Raw genomic sequence first — 15,631 nt, forward strand, 5'->3', positions numbered from 1 at the left:
AGATGCTTATTCCAGTTTAGTTTAGCAGGGTGAATGAATACTTATCTGAGAAAATGTAGTTTCCTCAAGCAAAGATTAAATCACACAGCTCTCACATTGGTTGGCACCGACTTCTCCACCATCATCTGTAAAGGTACGGACGTAGTAGATAGACTTGATACCCTTGTTAAAGGCATAGTTACGAAGGATGGACAAGTCACGTGTCGTTTGTTTGTTTTCTTTCTTCCATTCGTAAAGTCCTTTTGGAATGTCACTACGCATAAAGAGTGTGAGTGAAAGTCCTTGGTCTACGTGCTCAGTCGCAGCAGCGTAAACATCAATCACTTTACGCATATCCATGTCGTAAGCAGAAGTGTAGTAAGGAATGGTTTCTGTTGACAAGCCAGCAGCAGGATAGTAGATTTTACCGATTTTCTTTTCTTGACGCTCTTCGATACGTTGCGTAATCGGGTGGATAGAAGCAGAGACGTCATTGATGTAACTGATCGAACCATTTGGGGCAACAGCTAGACGGTTTTGGTGGTAAAGTCCATCTGCTTGAACCTTATCGCGAAGTTCAGCCCAGTCAGCAGCACTTGGGATAAAGACATCTTTGAAAAGTTCTTTAACACGGTCTGATTTTGGAACAAATTCGCCCGTTATATACTTGTCAAAGTAGCTTCCATTAGCATAGTCTGATTTTTCAAAGTTGTGGAAGGTGATACCACGTTCACGCGCGATATTGTTTGACTCAACCAAGGTCCAGTAGTTCATGAGCATGAAGTAGATGCTTGTAAATTCAATAGACTCAGGCGATCCATATTCAATCAATTGTTGGGCAAGGTAGCTGTGAAGTCCCATGGCACCAAGTCCAAAGGTGTGAGCTTGGCTATTTCCGTGGTCGATGGTAGGAACAGCTACGATGTGTGAACTATCTGTAACGAAAGTAAGGGCACGAACCATAGCACGGATAGAACGACCAAAGTCAGGTGAAGTCATCATGTTAACCACGTTGGTTGAGCCAAGGTTACATGAAACATCTGTTCCCATTTGAAGGAATTCTTGAGCATCGTTGATCAAGCTTGGTTCTTGGACTTGAAGAATCTCAGAACACAAGTTACTCATGATAATTTTACCATCAACAGGATTTGCACGGTTAGCCGTATCAATGTTGACGACATAAGGGTAGCCAGACTCTTGTTGCAATTTAGAGATTTCAGTTTCCAAATCACGCGCTTTGATTTTTGTCTTGCGGATATTTGGATTTGCGACTAGCTCATCGTATTTTTCAGTGATGTCGATGTAGTTAAATGGCACACCGTATTCAAGTTCTACAGAGTATGGGCTGAAGAGGTACATTTCTTCATTTTTACGTGCCAATTCGTAGAATTTATCGGGCACCACAACACCAAGTGAAAGGGTCTTGACACGAACTTTTTCATCGGCGTTTTCTTTCTTAGTGGAAAGGAAGGCGATGATATCTGGGTGAAAGACGTTGAGGTAGACAACACCGGCACCTTGACGTTGACCTAATTGGTTTGAGTAAGAGAAGCTATCTTCAAAAAGCTTCATAACTGGTACGACACCAGAAGCTGCTCCTTCATAGCCCTTGATAGGAGCACCAGCTTCACGAAGGTTGCTGAGGGAAATTCCCACACCACCACCGATACGTGAAAGTTGAAGGGCAGAGTTGATAGAACGACCGATAGAGTTCATATCATCAGTTACTTGGATCAGGAAACATGATACCAATTCACCACGACGAGCACGTCCAGCATTCAAGAAGGAAGGAGTAGCAGGTTGATAGCGTTGGTGGATGATTTCATTGGCAATATCGATTGCAATAGCTTCGTTGCCATCAGCGAAATAAAGGGCGTTAAAGAAGACGCGGTCTTCCATACTTTCAAGATAATATTCACCGTCGTTAGTCTTTAAGGCATATTGATTGTAAAACTTATAGGCTGCCATGAAAGACTTGAATTGGAAGTTTTGTTCTTTGATAAATTGATGCAATTCTTCCAAAAATTCTGGACGGTATTTCTTGATAAAGGCTGTTTCGATGTAGTTGTGTTCAATGAGGTAGTTGATTTTATCTTTGATTGAATCAAAAACCATAGTGTTTGGAACCACATTTTCTTTAAAGAAGGCATTCAAGGCTTCCTTATCTTTATGAAGCATGATTTGTCCATTGATAGGACGATTGATTTCGTTATTGAGACGGAAGTAAGTCACGTCCTCAAGATGTTTTAATCCCATAAAATTTCCCTTATCTAATTACAAAAGAAAGGCTTCTAAGTTAGCCCTAGAAGCAGTTTCTTCTGGATGATGTATTAAGATTATGCTAATTGTTTCAGTTTTCCTGGTTGGAAACCTGAAAAGACTTCAGTTGGTGTTTGGATAACAGGAGCTGCGCTGAAACCGAGCTCTTTAACTTGATCGATGTACTCAGGTTGCTCATCGAGATTGATTTCTTTGTATTCAACGTTATTACTGTCCAAGAAACGTTTGGTCATCTTGCATTGGACACAGTTATTTTTAGAATAAACGGTTACCATTGTGTAACTCCTCTTTCAAAATAGATTACTTTCTTAGTATATCAGAAAATAAATTTTTGTCAACGATTTAAAACTAAATATAGTGGTCTGTTTTTCTACACAACCAAACAAAACACAATATGTAGTGTTTGTTTTGTAAAATGATGATAATTATCCTATAAGTTTTTTTTGGAAAACTATATCCTGTGTTTTGTCAATAAATATAGAAGATTTTCAGCAAGTTATCTGAAAGGAAATCGAATAAATCCCATAAAATGCTTGAAAAAAATCCTAGAAGATGATATAATACCAAATTGTAAGGGTTATCACATATAACTCAAAAAAGAAAGAACAAAAGGAGAGTCAAACTATGGCTTCTAAAGATTTCCACGTAGTGGCAGAAACAGGTATTCACGCACGTCCAGCAACATTGTTGGTACAAACTGCTAGCAAATTTGCTTCAGATATCACTCTTGAGTACAAAGGTAAATCAGTTAACCTTAAATCAATCATGGGTGTTATGAGTCTTGGTGTTGGCCAAGGTGCTGACGTAACTATCTCAGCTGAAGGTGCAGATGCAGATGACGCTATCGCTGCAATCTCAGAAACAATGGAAAAAGAAGGATTGGCATAAGGAAAATGACAGAAATGCTTAAAGGAATCGCGGCATCTGACGGTGTTGCAGTTGCAAAAGCATATCTACTCGTTCAACCGGATTTGTCATTCGAGACTGTTTCAGTCGAAGATACAAACGCAGAAGAGGCTCGTTTGGATGTAGCTCTTGAAGCTTCTCAAAACGAGCTTTCTCTTATCCGTGAGAAAGCTGTAGGTACGCTTGGTGAAGAAGCGGCTCAAGTTTTTGACGCTCATTTGATGGTTCTTTCTGACCCAGAATTGATTGGTCAGATCAAAGAAACAATCCGTGCTAAGAAAGTCAACGCAGAAGCAGGTCTTAAAGAGGTGACTGACATGTTCATCACTATCTTTGAAGGCATGGAAGACAACCCATACATGCAAGAACGTGCAGCGGATATCCGCGACGTGACAAAACGTGTATTGGCAAACCTTCTTGGTAAAAAATTGCCAAACCCAGCTTCTATCAATGAAGAAGTAATCGTAATTGCGCATGACTTGACACCATCTGATACAGCTCAATTGGACAAAAACTTTGTAAAAGCTTTTGTAACAAATATCGGTGGACGTACAAGCCACTCAGCTATCATGGCACGTACACTTGAAATTGCAGCTGTATTGGGAACAAACAACATCACTGAAGTAGTGAAAGACGGCGATATCCTTGCCGTTAACGGAATTACTGGTGAAGTGATTATCAACCCAACAGATGAACAAGCGGCAGAATTTAAAGCAGCTGGTGAAGCTTATGCTAAACAAAAAGCTGAATGGGCACTTTTGAAAGATGCTCAAACAGTGACTGCTGACGGTAAACACTTCGAGTTGGCTGCTAACATCGGTACTCCAAAAGACGTTGAAGGTGTTAACAACAACGGTGCAGAAGCTGTTGGACTTTACCGTACAGAGTTCTTGTACATGGATTCTCAAGACTTCCCAACTGAAGATGAGCAGTATGAAGCATACAAGGCTGTTCTTGAGGGAATGAATGGTAAACCAGTGGTTGTTCGTACAATGGATATCGGTGGAGATAAGGAACTTCCTTACTTCGATATGCCACATGAAATGAACCCATTCCTTGGATTCCGTGCCCTTCGTATCTCTATTTCTGAAACTGGAGATGCAATGTTCCGTACACAAATCCGTGCCCTTCTTCGTGCTTCTGTTCATGGTCAATTGCGTATCATGTTCCCAATGGTTGCCCTCTTGAAAGAATTCCGTGCAGCTAAAGCAGTTTATGAAGAAGAAAAAGCAAACCTTCTTGCTGAAGGTGTTGCAGTTGCGGATGACATCCAAGTTGGTATCATGATTGAAATCCCTGCAGCAGCAATGCTTGCAGACCAATTTGCAAAAGAAGTAGACTTCATGTCAATTGGAACAAACGACTTGATCCAATACTCAATGGCAGCAGACCGTATGAACGAGCAAGTTTCATACCTTTACCAACCATATAACCCATCAATCCTTCGCTTGATCAACAACGTTATCAAGGCAGCTCACGCTGAAGGTAAATGGGCTGGTATGTGTGGTGAGATGGCTGGTGACCAAAAAGCTGTTCCACTTCTTGTCGGAATGGGCTTGGATGAGTTCTCTATGTCAGCAACATCTGTACTTCGTACACGTAGCTTGATGAAGAAATTGGACACTGCTAAGATGGAAGAGTACGCTAACCGTGCCCTTACAGAGTGTTCAACAATGGAAGAAGTTCTTGAACTTCAAAAAGAATACGTTAACTTCGATTAATGTCATTAACCTTGTAACCTAGTTGCAAGGTTTTTTTGACGCATTTTGGAAAAGTATAGTCTTATAAAGTACACTTTTAAATGCTCCAGAGGCATGGTATAATAGGGGGAAGTAAATAGAATAAGAGAGAAACCATGTCTAAAGAAATTGATATTGAGTACTACCACCAGCTAGCCTTGCAAAAGCAAAAGGAACACCGTAAAATTTTAGCCAATCTAAAGAAAAAACCTCCTAAAAACCTAGACAAGATAGCCCAGCAGATTCACCAAGAAGTTTTTGAGGAAATTGATTGCACTGCCTGTGCCAACTGTTGCAAGACATTGGGACCTGACTTTAAAGAAGCGGATATTACACGAATTGCTAAGTATTTTAAGATGAAATTACCAGCTTTTGAAGCTGAATTCCTTCAGGTAGATGAAGATGGGGATAAGGTTTTTAAATCCATGCCTTGTCCCTTTCTAGGAGGAGATAATCTTTGTTCCATCTATGATGTTCGTCCCAAGGCCTGCCGAGAGTTCCCCCATACAGATCGCAAAAAGATCCATCAAATCAACCATTTGACGATTAAGAATACTTTGACCTGTCCAGCAGCCTATCTCTTTGTTGAGAAATTAAAGGATAAGTTATAGAGATTTTAAGAATAAAAAATTTCTAATAATAACTAACAATATGAAGGGAGAACTCCTGTGCCTAGACCGAAAACAAAAGAGGAGCTAGTGCTGGCCTCTAAGGAAAACTATGAAAAGCTCAAACGTTTCATCTCCCAACTAAGTGAAGATGAGATACAGACTCCATTTGATTTTTCAAGAGACCCAAAGAAAAAAGAAGTTCACTGGAAAAGGGATAAAAATCTACGGGATGTCTTGATCCATCTTTATGAATGGCATCAGTTACTTTTGACTTGGGTACATTCTAATCAAAAAGGTCACGAAAGAACTTTTCTCCCTGAACCTTATACTTGGAAAACTTATGGAGAAATGAATGTCGCTTTTTGGAAGAAGCACCAGAAAACCTCCTTAGAAGAAGCGACTAGACTCCTAGAACAATCACATAGAGAGGTTTTAGAGTTGATAGAAGTTTTTAGCAATGACGAACTCTTTACCAAAGGTGTCTATAAGTGGACGGGAGGAACAAGTCTAGGTTCCTACTTTGTTAGTAGCACGTCAAGTCACTATGATTGGGCTAGCAAAAAACTCAAAGCACATCAGAAGAATTGTAAGGGATAGATGGCCTATTTGAAATAGAAAGAATGAGTTCTTTTAAACGTAATACTCTTCGAAAATCAAATTCAAACTGCGTCAACGTCGCCTTGCCGTACTCAAGTACAGCCTGCGGCTAGTTTCCTAGTTTGCTTTTTGATTTTCATTGAGTATAAGATAAAAGCAAAGGGCTACCAAGTGATGGAGCCCTTTTGATTTATACAAGCAAATTACCATGCAAAAGCTGTCGTTGGAGCATTGAGCGCTTCTAACCATTGTTTATTTTTCGCAGGGCAAAGAGTTACGGATATACCTGCCATATCTAGACTGGTCATAAATGTTCCTGATTTTATAAAGGTAATAGTGACTCCTTCAATTTCTAAGAGTTGAAGGAGATCATTGATAAATATGCCCATTTCTAAGTTGCTGGTAGTGCCTAGATTATTTACAAGCAATATAAATTGATCACCCTTTTTCCAATGATAGTGCAATCTTAATTTACTTATAATTTCATTTGCAAGGATTTCCGATGATTGGAATGGGACGATACGATAGCCTTCTTCGCCATGTATCCCAATACCATAAGAAATATTTCCTTCTTCTAAGTTAAATAGTGGACGGGTGGCTTGGGGGAGACTAGCAGCTTTCGTTGCAAAGCCAATTGTTGCGATTTCGGGAGCAAGCTGATGACCTAAATCAGTTAGTTGCTCGATGTCGGCACCATTTTGAGCTGCATATCCTAGAACTTTATGAAGTAAAATAGTACCTGCAAGCCCTCTTCCTCTAATTTGAAATCTATTGTGAGGTTCAATAGAAATATCGTCGTGTGCTAGACTATAGCCGACCTTAATTCCTTCTTGTCTAGCAGTATTAATGGCCCAGCTAAATTCTTTGATGTCTGCTTCGAAATTTTTTACAATGATGAAGACACCTTGACCATTATTTAAAAAACGAATGGACTCTAAGATTTCAGTTCTTGTAGGAGGAGTAAATAATTGGCCATAGATAGCAGCAGTAAGCATTCCTTCTCCCACATATCCAATATGAGCGGGTTCGTGACCTGAACCTCCACCCGACAATATTGGAACTTGATAAGAATTACGATTTTTTTGATAGACTAATGGTAAGGTAGGGTGTTTTTCTAATTCAGGATGACTGCTGACAGTTGCTGAAATGTAACTTGAAATAATTTTCTGTTTATGATTTGAAATAAATGTCATTGTGGTCTCTTTCCAATAATTGTCATGATTAGAAAGTCTGGTTGTGGAACTGGACTTTTTTTATTGACGTAAGCCTTCACGATTTCTGCTAGAGCATGTGAATGGTAGTCTAACAAAAAACAAGTATAAGCAGATGAATCGATATCAATCTGACCATATTCTCTTAAAATTTTTGATACAAGCAAGCGACAGTAGTTGATAAATTGGTCATAGAAGTTATTTTGCCCTTGAATATCAAAAAGTTGAATATAAAAGTCACGCTCTTGTTCGAAATAAAGAAATAATTCTTGTAATAGTTTTTGGCCTGAAATGAAGTCCAAGTTGTTGGTGATGTACTCGGTTAAGTCAGTTTCAAATATCCAGTCTAGCAGTTCATATTTGTCAAGGAAGTGATTATAAAAGGTCTGTCTACGGATGCCAGCTGATTCCATGATATCTACAATAGAGATTTTGTCAAATTCTCTAGTAGCTAATAGGTCTCTAAATGCCTTAGCAATCCGTTTTTTTGTAATAAGTGATGATGCCATAGGAAACCTTTCTTTTACTTACTTCATTTTACCAAAAAATTTTTTTAAACGGGTTTAAAAGGGGACAAATAATAGAATCTGTCCCTTATCAGCCAGCAGTAAAAAATATATAATGAAAGCGAAAACAAAGGTAAATACCGAAAGGAGTTTCTCATGAAAAAAATTATAAATGAACCGACACAAGTTGTTGATGAAATGTTGCAGGGCTTGTCATTTATGCATGATGACTTGGTAGAACGGTTAGATGGTTTTGATGTCATCGTTAGAAAGGTAGAAAAGACAGGGAAAGTTGGGCTCATTTCAGGTGGAGGCTCAGGACATGAACCAAGTCATGCTGGATTTGTAGGAGATGGAATGTTGTCTGCTGCTATTTGTGGAGCAGTCTTTACTTCACCTACTCCGGATCAAATTTTAGAAGCCATTAAGGCAGCTGATGAAGGTGCTGGAGTTTTCATGGTTATCAAGAACTATTCTGGAGACATCATGAACTTTGAAATTGCACAAGAACTTGCTGAAATGGAAGGTATTGATGTAGCAAGTGTTGTAGTCGATGATGATATTGCTGTTGAAAATAGTCTCTATACCCAAGGTCGCCGCGGTGTTGCTGGTACTATATTAGTCCATAAAATTTTGGGTGATGCGGCTCGTTCTGGTAAATCTTTATCTGAAATGAAGGAACTGGCTGATAAACTTGTCTTAGAAATTAAAACAATTGGGCTGGCCTTGTCTGGAGCAACTGTTCCTGAAGTTGGTAAACCAGGATTTGTTCTAGAAGATGATGAATTTGAATATGGTGTTGGTATTCACGGTGAGCCAGGATATAAAAAAGAGAAAATGCAACCTTCAGCACAATTGGCCTCAGAATTGGTTGAAAAACTATCTGAAGGTTTCCAACTTAAGGCTGGTGAACGCTATGGCCTTCTCATCAATGGTTTAGGAAGCACCCCTCTGATGGAGCAATATGTATTTGCAAATGATGTGGCTAAATTACTCCATGAAAAAGGTGTTGAGTTGGCATTTAAGAAAATTGGAAACTATATGACTTCAATCGATATGGCTGGTTTGTCATTGACATTGATTCGATTGGCAGATGATGAGTGGTTGGATGCTTTAAATGCACCTGTTACAACATCAGCATGGTAAAACTCAAGGAGGAAATGTCGAATGAATGCTGAACAAGCTCTTGAATGGATGAAGCTTTTTAATGAAAAGATTCAAGAACAGAAAGATTATCTTAGTGAGCTAGACACTCCTATAGGAGATGGAGACCACGGTGGAAATATGGCGCGTGGAATGGCTGCAGTTATGGAAAACTTAGAAGGAAAGCAATTTGAGACCAGCAGTGATGTCTTTAAACTTGTCTCAATGCAACTACTGAGTAAGGTAGGCGGTGCTTCTGGTCCCTTGTATGGCTCTGCTTTTATGGGCATGGCCAAGGCTGATTCTCATTCAAAATTAGAAGAAACCTTACAAAGTGGTCTGGATATGATTGTCAAACGTGGGAAAGCAGAAGTTGGAGAGAAGACAATGGTTGACGTTTGGACTCCCGTTATTGCTGCCTTGTCTGCTGGTCAATTGACTCATGAGATTATTGATGAGGTAGTGAATGCTACCAAAGATTTACTTGCAACTAAAGGAAGGGCATCTTATGTAGGAGAACGTTCTCTTGGACATATTGATCCTGGGTCATTTTCATCAGGATTACTCTTTACTGCTCTTTTAGAAACTGGGGTGGTTTAATGGGAAGTATTGGTCTTGTTATCGTTTCACATTCCAAACACATTGCACAAGGTGTCGTTGAACTAATTAGTGAAGTAGCTAAAGATGTTCCGATTACTTATGTAGGAGGAACCGAAGATGGAGGAATTGGAACGAGTTTTGATCAAGTAGACAGGGTTGTTTTTGAAAATCCAGCAGATACTTTATTAGCTTTTTTTGACCTCGGCTCTGCTAAAATGAACTTAGAAATGGTGGCTGATTTCAGTGATAAGAGTATCATCATCAACAGGGTTCCAATTGTAGAAGGAGCCTATACTGCAGCAGCTCTTCTTCAGGCTGGTGCAGAACTATCAGTTATTCAAACACAGTTGACGGAGCTTGAAATCAATAAATAAGGAATTTTACTATAACTTTTTTTATAGGTGGGCTATTGATTATCTCAACTATCAAATTTTAAGTAAATAATTTCAAAATCAGAAAGGGATTGCTTTATGTAGTTCCTTTTTAATGTAAAAGGAGTAGAATCATAGAGTTTCTAAATTGTTCATCATTCAAAGCTGATTGTGATAGAACTATTCTAGCTTTAGAATCCTTCAAAAATTAACATTTAAGGCGATCAATGGCTTAGAAGAGTGCGAAAACATTTAGTTTATAGGAATTCTAGATCTAGAATTACATGGATATTTATAAAGTCGGGATATTCGATAGTTAGGATTGTTCTATTCTGAAAGATTTGGGCTGTCAATCTTCTAGAATAGTAGTTTGCCAATGAATTTTGTTGAAAGATTCCTTGTTTTATGGTAGTCTAAAGTAAAAGAAAGCCTTATCATTATATTTGTAGCTTTAATCTGACTTGGTTTAGGTCTAGAAGAAGGATAGATCTTTTTGGGATTTTTAATAACAATTATATTTTCACTTGCAAAAAATGTATTTCAACTTTACCTAATGTAGAAGAAGGAAATATCATAAAATGCTTATGACTTGTTTGAAAGAGAATGTAAACTAAAAATGGATTCCCTTTACATATTAGGAGTAGGTAGATGAGTAATCTAGAGTCAATTCGTAAAGCGCATATCATCGTGTGGGGTGCCTATCTATTTTTATCATTAAGGGCGCCGCTAATTAGCAGCACAGAGTATTTCTTGCTTATTTTTTTAGCGTTTCTCTATTCGATAGTATCGCTCCCTATATATTCAGTGAAAAATAAAATAGTATCTATCTGCCTAGCCATAAATTCGATTCTGTTAATGAGTTTCCCGATTTTAATCAATAAATATTTCCCAGGAAACGTTTCTACTTATTTCGTATTAATAAGTATTTTTATCCTGGAGTTCTTAATCTTTAATAAAATTGGTAGAGATTTTGATACTAGATTAGCTAGTGAATATAGGAAAATCAGTCAGTTTAAAAGTAAGATGTCTCAATCTCCTTGGATAAAATATTTAGAGATTTCTAGTTTTATATTAACTATATTTCCATTTATTCTTCATGGTACAGTTGCTAATCGTGTATTTGCTCTTATCTTTTTGATAAAAATTTGTGTAGATACTACGATAAAGGTTCTATTAAATAGAATCTTTAATTCAAGTGAGATGATGAAAAGGAGAATATTTTCTCTTTTTGTACTAGATTTGATTGTCTATATATTTTTAGGCTATGTTTTAGCAATGCAAAAAGATGGATACCTATTTTCAATTCTACTAATTTTTTCTAATTTCTCACTTCCCTTTATCAGAGAAAAAGAGTATAAGTTATTTAAAAATAAGAAATAAGATAAATAAGGTTAAATCTTACTTCTCTTTAAAATCAAATCAGGTAGAGAAAGGATATCTTATCTAGGTAACAAAGTGCTTTAAACGCAGTCGACGATTACTGATTAGAGAACTATCCTAACCATGCAACGTTAAAGAGGAGAAATCTTATGAAACTCGTATCACCAAATAATTATGTTGCTATTGAGTAAGAAGAGATGAGGTGTCTTGATGGGGGATTATCTCTACATAAAGACGGAGGAATGTTACAGTAAACGTAGCCATTGATTATTTTATGGGAGACTCAACATGTTTAAACTAACTGATAAAGTCAGAGTGGCATCTGCTCTTTTAGGGGCAAGTTCCATATTGATTAGTATGTATCTTATACCTTTTATTAAAACTGAGAATAAATTTTGGGAGATACTTTTATTTATTTTAGGTGTATTGCTAATTGGAATTGCATTACTAAGTCATAAAAAAATTAAATTTTGGAAATAGCGTTAGTGAGAAGAACAGGATGATAGTATTATGATGGTTGTTTTAATTTTGATGGTTGTGGTGTTTTTGTATTATGTAATTACAGAGTATTTTCAGAATAGTTATATTGACTGTATACTATTTCTAACATTGCTGATTTCTCATTTGATATGGGATTACTATTTTTTGCCCATTGAAGTTTTAGTGGCATTAAGTGGAGTAAATTTGCTGTCAAGATTATTCAAAAAAATGAGAAGTCAATAGATCTGTTAGTGGATTATAAAGATGAAAGGTAAAATTGGGATATTTAAAATGAAACATTTTTTTGCTGGTATCGGAGAGATAAAATTAGCTTTCTACATTTTATATGTTTTGCTAGGTCTAGCACCTTTATTTCACACTTACATAATAAATGCTGAAACAGGGGTAGGAAAATCAGTTTTAACTATTATAGGGGTAGTCTCCGTATTTATGTTGACTATTGCTCGAATTTATAGGAGATTTTTCTACAATAAAAATAAACTTGACTAGAATAGTATGGGTTAGTTAATCCATTAGAACTATTATTCTTTGTGATACTATACTACTTTTAAGTTTTTACATTAAACAGCTGGCTGAAGTGAAAGTTGTTTATCTTAGAAAGGAAAACACTAAATTGTCCTACAAATTTCTACTTTTCGACCTTGATCACACTCTTCTTGATTTTGATGCTGCTGAGGATGTGGCTTTGACTCAACTCTTAAAAGAAGAAGGGGTTACAGACATTCAGGATTATAAAGACTATTATGTTCCTATGAACAAGGCTCTCTGGAAGGACTTGGAGCAAAAGAAAATCAGTAAACAAGAGCTGGTTAACACGCGCTTTTCTCGTCTATTTGCTCACTTTGGACAGGAAAAAGATGGTAGTTTTCTAGCCCAGCGTTACCAATTTTACCTCGCTCAACAGGGACAAACTTTTTCAGGCGCTCATGAACTCTTAGACAACCTCATCGAGCGAGATTATGAGCTAAATGCTGCGACAAATGGCATTACTGCCATTCAGACAGGGCGTTTGGCTCAGTCTGGTCTAGCACCTTATTTCAATCAAGTCTTTATCTCTGAACAGTTGCAAACACAAAAGCCGGATGCTCTTTTTTATGAAAAAATTGGTCAACAGATTGCAGGTTTTAGCAAAGAAAAGACGCTGATGATTGGAGACTCTCTAACCGCCGACATTCAAGGTGGCAATAATGCGGGGATTGACACTATTTGGTACAATCCTCATCACCTCGAAAATCCCACACAAGCCCAGCCAACCTACGAAGTCCATTCTTACAACGACTTGCTGGATTGTTTAGATAAACTGTAAAAAGTGGTTTCCATAGCCACTTTTTGCTATAATAGAGGCAGTAAAAACGAAGGAGTCGGCTATGGAACACTCGTCTTGGCATGCTTTGATTAAGGAGCAATTACCTGAGGGTTATTTTGGGAAAATCAATCAGTTTATGAATCAGGTCTATGCTCAAGGGACTGTTTATCCACCTAAGGAAAAGGTTTTTCAGGCTCTCTTGACAACACCGCTTGAAGAGGTTAAGGTGGTGATTCTAGGGCAAGATCCCTATCACGGGCCAGGTCAAGCGCAGGGCTTGAGTTTTTCTGTACCGGACTCTATCCCAGCTCCACCATCCTTGCAAAATATATTGAAAGAATTGTCAGATGATATCGGGGTTAAGAAATCTCATGATTTGACAGCTTGGGCTGAGCAAGGAGTCTTGCTTCTTAATGCTTGTTTGACGGTTCCTGCTGGACGTGCCAATGGTCATGCTGGGCAGATATGGGAGCCTTTTACGGATGCTGTGATTCAGGTGGTTAATCATCTAGATAGACCAGTCGTTTTTGTACTCTGGGGAGTCTATGCACGTAGGAAGAAGGTCTTGGTTACCAATCCTCATCACTTGATTATCGAATCAGCCCATCCCAGTCCTTTGTCAGTTTATAGAGGATTTTGGGGTTCCAAGCCTTTTTCCAAGGCCAATGCATTCTTAAAAGAGACAGGACAAGAGCCAATCGATTGGCTTAGATAAGGAGAAAATATGCCTCAGTTAGCGACGATTTGCTACATTGATAACGGAAAAGAACTGCTCATGCTCCATCGTAATAAGAAGCCTAATGATGTCCATGAAGGGAAATGGATTGGTGTGGGTGGTAAGCTAGAGAGAGGAGAGACGCCCCAGGAATGCGCGGCGCGTGAAATCCTTGAAGAAACAGGGCTCAAAGCCAAGCCAGTTCTAAAAGGTGTTATCACTTTTCCTGAATTTACGCCAGATTTAGACTGGTACACCTATGTTTTTAAAGTGACGGAGTTCGAGGGTGACTTGATTGACTGCAACGAGGGAACGCTAGAATGGGTTCCCTATGACGAGGTTTTGAGTAAGCCGACTTGGGAAGGGGATCATACCTTTGTTGGGTGGCTTTTAGAAGATAAACCCTTCTTTTCAGCCAAGTTTGTTTATGATGGGGATAAATTGTTGGATACCCAAGTTGATTTTTATGAATAAAGGAGAAAGCAGATGCTACTAATCAAAAATGGTCGTGTAATGGATCCCAAGTCTGGTTTGGATCAAGTGTGTGATGTCTTAGTTCAAGATGGGAAAATTGTCAAAATTGCGCCTGAGATTAAAGAAGAAGGAGCAGAGATGATTGATGCTACAGGTCTTGTAGTTGCTCCTGGCTTGGTCGATATTCATGTTCATTTCCGTGAACCTGGTCAAACTCATAAGGAAGATATTCACACAGGTGCTCTTGCAGCCGCTGCAGGTGGTTTTACTACTGTCGTTATGATGGCTAATACCAGTCCAACTATCTCGGATGTAGAGACTTTAAAAGAAGTTCTGGATTCAGCTACTAAGGAAAAGATTAATGTTAAGACAGTTGCGACCATTACTAAGAACTTTAATGGCCAAGACTTGACTGACTTTAAGGCGCTTTTAGAAGCAGGTGCGGTTGGTTTCTCTGATGACGGTATTCCACTTGAAAGTAGTAAAGTTGTCAAGGAAGCCATGGAGGAAGCTAAAAAGCTTAATACCTTTATTAGTCTTCATGAGGAAGATCCAGGTTTGAATGGGATTCTTGGCTTTAATGAAAATATTGCTAAAGAACATTTCCATATTTGTGGTGCGACTGGGGTGGCTGAGTACGCTATGATGGCGCGTGACGTCATGATTGCCTATGCGACCAAGGCCCATGTTCACATCCAGCATTTGTCTAAGGAAGAAAGTGTTAATGTAGTCGAGTTTGCTCAAGGATTGGGAGCGAAAGTCACAGCAGAAGTAGCGCCACAGCATTTCTCTAAGACGGAAGCTCTCCTTTTGACACAAGGTAGCAATGCCAAGATGAATCCGCCGCTTCGTTTGGAATCAGACCGTCGTGCCGTTATCGAAGGTCTCAAGTCAGGTGTTATCACAGTTATCGCAACTGACCACGCGCCTCACCATGCGGATGAGAAAAATGTTGAGGATATAACCAAAGCACCATCTGGCATGACAGGTTTGGAAACATCTCTTTCTCTCGGATTGACTTATTTGGTCGAAGCTGGTGAGTTAAGTTTGATGGAATTGCTCGAAAAGATGACATACAACCCAGCCAAGCTTTACAACTTTGAAGCAGGTTATTTAGCTGAGAATGGTCCAGCAGACATCACTATTTTTGATGCTAAGGCTGACCGACTTGTGGACTCCCATTTTGCTTCGAAAGCAACCAATTCACCATTCATTGGTGAAACCTTAAAAGGGCAGGTTAAATATACCATCTGTAAGGGACAAATTGTCTATCAAAACTAGGTGGGAGTCTGCTCTGTAAACCAAAAGAATA

The 15,631-nt window shown here is 38.6% G+C and carries 19 protein-coding genes; 15 read left to right on the forward strand and 4 right to left on the reverse strand.

The window, feature by feature from the left end; translation table 11 throughout:
* Positions 1-75: 75 nt before the first annotated feature.
* Positions 76-2,235: a class 1b ribonucleoside-diphosphate reductase subunit alpha gene (gene nrdE / locus CYK16_RS04165; protein ID WP_060805554.1), complete on the reverse strand. Its 2,160-nt coding sequence runs from the start codon at positions 2,233-2,235 to the stop codon at positions 76-78.
* Between the two features lie 80 nt (positions 2,236-2,315).
* On the reverse strand, positions 2,316-2,534 hold the full coding sequence (gene nrdH / locus CYK16_RS04170) for a glutaredoxin-like protein NrdH (protein ID WP_000259243.1): 219 nt from the start codon (positions 2,532-2,534) through the stop codon (positions 2,316-2,318).
* A gap of 349 nt (positions 2,535-2,883) precedes the next feature.
* Here nrdH and CYK16_RS04175 point away from each other — a divergent pair, with 349 nt between their 5' ends.
* The 4 genes from CYK16_RS04175 (at position 2,884) to CYK16_RS04190 (ending at position 6,112) form a co-directional block, all read left to right on the forward strand.
* Positions 2,884-3,147, forward strand: a complete 264-nt coding sequence (locus tag CYK16_RS04175; RefSeq protein WP_000146947.1) for a phosphocarrier protein HPr — start codon at positions 2,884-2,886, stop codon at positions 3,145-3,147.
* 5 nt (positions 3,148-3,152) lie between these two features.
* Entirely contained in the window at positions 3,153-4,886 is a 1,734-nt protein-coding gene (ptsP, locus tag CYK16_RS04180; protein ID WP_020902391.1) for a phosphoenolpyruvate--protein phosphotransferase, read from the forward strand.
* Between the two features lie 134 nt (positions 4,887-5,020).
* Positions 5,021-5,515, forward strand: a complete 495-nt coding sequence (locus CYK16_RS04185; protein ID WP_000031466.1) for a YkgJ family cysteine cluster protein — start codon at positions 5,021-5,023, stop codon at positions 5,513-5,515.
* 57 nt (positions 5,516-5,572) lie between these two features.
* Entirely contained in the window at positions 5,573-6,112 is a 540-nt protein-coding gene (locus tag CYK16_RS04190) for a ClbS/DfsB family four-helix bundle protein (RefSeq protein WP_060805553.1), read from the forward strand.
* Positions 6,113-6,315: 203 nt separating this feature from the next.
* On the opposite strand, the gene dhaQ is transcribed toward CYK16_RS04190, so the two are convergent.
* Together dhaQ and dhaS are read right to left on the reverse strand one after the other, a co-directional pair.
* The gene (gene dhaQ, locus CYK16_RS04195; RefSeq protein WP_101776693.1) at positions 6,316-7,305 is read right to left on the reverse strand and encodes a DhaKLM operon coactivator DhaQ; all 990 of its coding nucleotides are present in this window, start codon (positions 7,303-7,305) and stop codon (positions 6,316-6,318) included.
* On the reverse strand, positions 7,302-7,832 hold the full coding sequence (gene dhaS / locus CYK16_RS04200; protein ID WP_101776694.1) for a dihydroxyacetone kinase transcriptional activator DhaS: 531 nt from the start codon (positions 7,830-7,832) through the stop codon (positions 7,302-7,304). Before dhaS ends, dhaQ begins: the two co-directional genes overlap by 4 nt.
* A gap of 153 nt (positions 7,833-7,985) precedes the next feature.
* Between dhaS and dhaK the strand changes: the two genes are divergently transcribed.
* The 11 genes from dhaK to CYK16_RS04255 all read left to right on the forward strand — a co-directional run bounded on the left by dhaK (position 7,986) and on the right by CYK16_RS04255 (position 15,600).
* Positions 7,986-8,975: a dihydroxyacetone kinase subunit DhaK gene (dhaK, locus tag CYK16_RS04205; protein ID WP_101776695.1), complete on the forward strand. Its 990-nt coding sequence runs from the start codon at positions 7,986-7,988 to the stop codon at positions 8,973-8,975.
* Between the two features lie 21 nt (positions 8,976-8,996).
* Complete coding sequence (dhaL, locus tag CYK16_RS04210; protein WP_060805550.1) at positions 8,997-9,572, forward strand: dihydroxyacetone kinase subunit DhaL; 576 nt, start codon at positions 8,997-8,999, stop codon at positions 9,570-9,572.
* On the forward strand, positions 9,572-9,946 hold the full coding sequence (gene dhaM, locus CYK16_RS04215) for a dihydroxyacetone kinase phosphoryl donor subunit DhaM (protein WP_060805549.1): 375 nt from the start codon (positions 9,572-9,574) through the stop codon (positions 9,944-9,946). The genes dhaL and dhaM overlap by 1 nt, the downstream gene beginning before the upstream one ends.
* Positions 9,947-10,591: 645 nt before the next feature.
* The gene (locus tag CYK16_RS04220) at positions 10,592-11,323 is read left to right on the forward strand and encodes a hypothetical protein (RefSeq protein WP_060805548.1); all 732 of its coding nucleotides are present in this window, start codon (positions 10,592-10,594) and stop codon (positions 11,321-11,323) included.
* 288 nt (positions 11,324-11,611) lie between these two features.
* Positions 11,612-11,803: a hypothetical protein gene (locus tag CYK16_RS04225; protein ID WP_060805547.1), complete on the forward strand. Its 192-nt coding sequence runs from the start codon at positions 11,612-11,614 to the stop codon at positions 11,801-11,803.
* 30 nt (positions 11,804-11,833) lie between these two features.
* The gene (locus tag CYK16_RS10860) at positions 11,834-12,046 is read left to right on the forward strand and encodes a hypothetical protein (RefSeq protein WP_033688775.1); all 213 of its coding nucleotides are present in this window, start codon (positions 11,834-11,836) and stop codon (positions 12,044-12,046) included.
* Positions 12,047-12,094: 48 nt separating this feature from the next.
* Positions 12,095-12,313 carry a hypothetical protein gene (locus tag CYK16_RS04235; protein ID WP_060805583.1) on the forward strand — a complete coding sequence of 73 codons (219 nt, stop codon included), beginning with the start codon at positions 12,095-12,097 and terminating at the stop codon, positions 12,311-12,313.
* Between the two features lie 124 nt (positions 12,314-12,437).
* On the forward strand, positions 12,438-13,130 hold the full coding sequence (gene pynA / locus CYK16_RS04240; RefSeq protein ID WP_060805546.1) for a pyrimidine 5'-nucleotidase PynA: 693 nt from the start codon (positions 12,438-12,440) through the stop codon (positions 13,128-13,130).
* Between the two features lie 61 nt (positions 13,131-13,191).
* Positions 13,192-13,845, forward strand: a complete 654-nt coding sequence (locus tag CYK16_RS04245; protein WP_060805545.1) for a uracil-DNA glycosylase — start codon at positions 13,192-13,194, stop codon at positions 13,843-13,845.
* 9 nt (positions 13,846-13,854) lie between these two features.
* Positions 13,855-14,319, forward strand: coding sequence for an NUDIX hydrolase (locus CYK16_RS04250; RefSeq protein ID WP_001135770.1), 465 nt, complete (start codon positions 13,855-13,857; stop codon positions 14,317-14,319).
* Between the two features lie 12 nt (positions 14,320-14,331).
* The gene (locus tag CYK16_RS04255; RefSeq protein WP_101776696.1) at positions 14,332-15,600 is read left to right on the forward strand and encodes a dihydroorotase; all 1,269 of its coding nucleotides are present in this window, start codon (positions 14,332-14,334) and stop codon (positions 15,598-15,600) included.
* The last annotated feature ends 31 nt before the right edge of the window (positions 15,601-15,631 follow it).

The organism is Streptococcus oralis subsp. dentisani (genome assembly GCF_002860905.1).
Taxonomy (GTDB): Bacteria; Bacillota; Bacilli; order Lactobacillales; family Streptococcaceae; genus Streptococcus; species Streptococcus oralis_BA.

Bases quoted from the DNA above. Each gene is read 5' to 3' on its own strand.
- CYK16_RS04255 (WP_101776696.1), top strand. From the start codon at position 14,332: ATGCTACTAATCAAAAATGGTCGTGTAATGGATCCCAAGTCTGGTTTG.
- dhaS (WP_101776694.1), bottom strand. From the start codon at position 7,832: ATGGCATCATCACTTATTACAAAAAAACGGATTGCTAAGGCATTTAGA.
- CYK16_RS04235 (WP_060805583.1), top strand. From the start codon at position 12,095: ATGAAACATTTTTTTGCTGGTATCGGAGAGATAAAATTAGCTTTCTAC.
- dhaM (WP_060805549.1), top strand. From the start codon at position 9,572: ATGGGAAGTATTGGTCTTGTTATCGTTTCACATTCCAAACACATTGCA.
- dhaQ (WP_101776693.1), bottom strand. From the start codon at position 7,305: ATGACATTTATTTCAAATCATAAACAGAAAATTATTTCAAGTTACATT.
- dhaL (WP_060805550.1), top strand. From the start codon at position 8,997: ATGAATGCTGAACAAGCTCTTGAATGGATGAAGCTTTTTAATGAAAAG.
- CYK16_RS04225 (WP_060805547.1), top strand. From the start codon at position 11,612: ATGTTTAAACTAACTGATAAAGTCAGAGTGGCATCTGCTCTTTTAGGG.
- CYK16_RS04185 (WP_000031466.1), top strand. From the start codon at position 5,021: ATGTCTAAAGAAATTGATATTGAGTACTACCACCAGCTAGCCTTGCAA.
- dhaK (WP_101776695.1), top strand. From the start codon at position 7,986: ATGAAAAAAATTATAAATGAACCGACACAAGTTGTTGATGAAATGTTG.
- nrdE (WP_060805554.1), bottom strand. From the start codon at position 2,235: ATGGGATTAAAACATCTTGAGGACGTGACTTACTTCCGTCTCAATAAC.
- CYK16_RS04250 (WP_001135770.1), top strand. From the start codon at position 13,855: ATGCCTCAGTTAGCGACGATTTGCTACATTGATAACGGAAAAGAACTG.
- CYK16_RS04175 (WP_000146947.1), top strand. From the start codon at position 2,884: ATGGCTTCTAAAGATTTCCACGTAGTGGCAGAAACAGGTATTCACGCA.
- ptsP (WP_020902391.1), top strand. From the start codon at position 3,153: ATGACAGAAATGCTTAAAGGAATCGCGGCATCTGACGGTGTTGCAGTT.
- CYK16_RS04220 (WP_060805548.1), top strand. From the start codon at position 10,592: ATGAGTAATCTAGAGTCAATTCGTAAAGCGCATATCATCGTGTGGGGT.
- CYK16_RS04245 (WP_060805545.1), top strand. From the start codon at position 13,192: ATGGAACACTCGTCTTGGCATGCTTTGATTAAGGAGCAATTACCTGAG.
- CYK16_RS10860 (WP_033688775.1), top strand. From the start codon at position 11,834: ATGATGGTTGTTTTAATTTTGATGGTTGTGGTGTTTTTGTATTATGTA.
- nrdH (WP_000259243.1), bottom strand. From the start codon at position 2,534: ATGGTAACCGTTTATTCTAAAAATAACTGTGTCCAATGCAAGATGACC.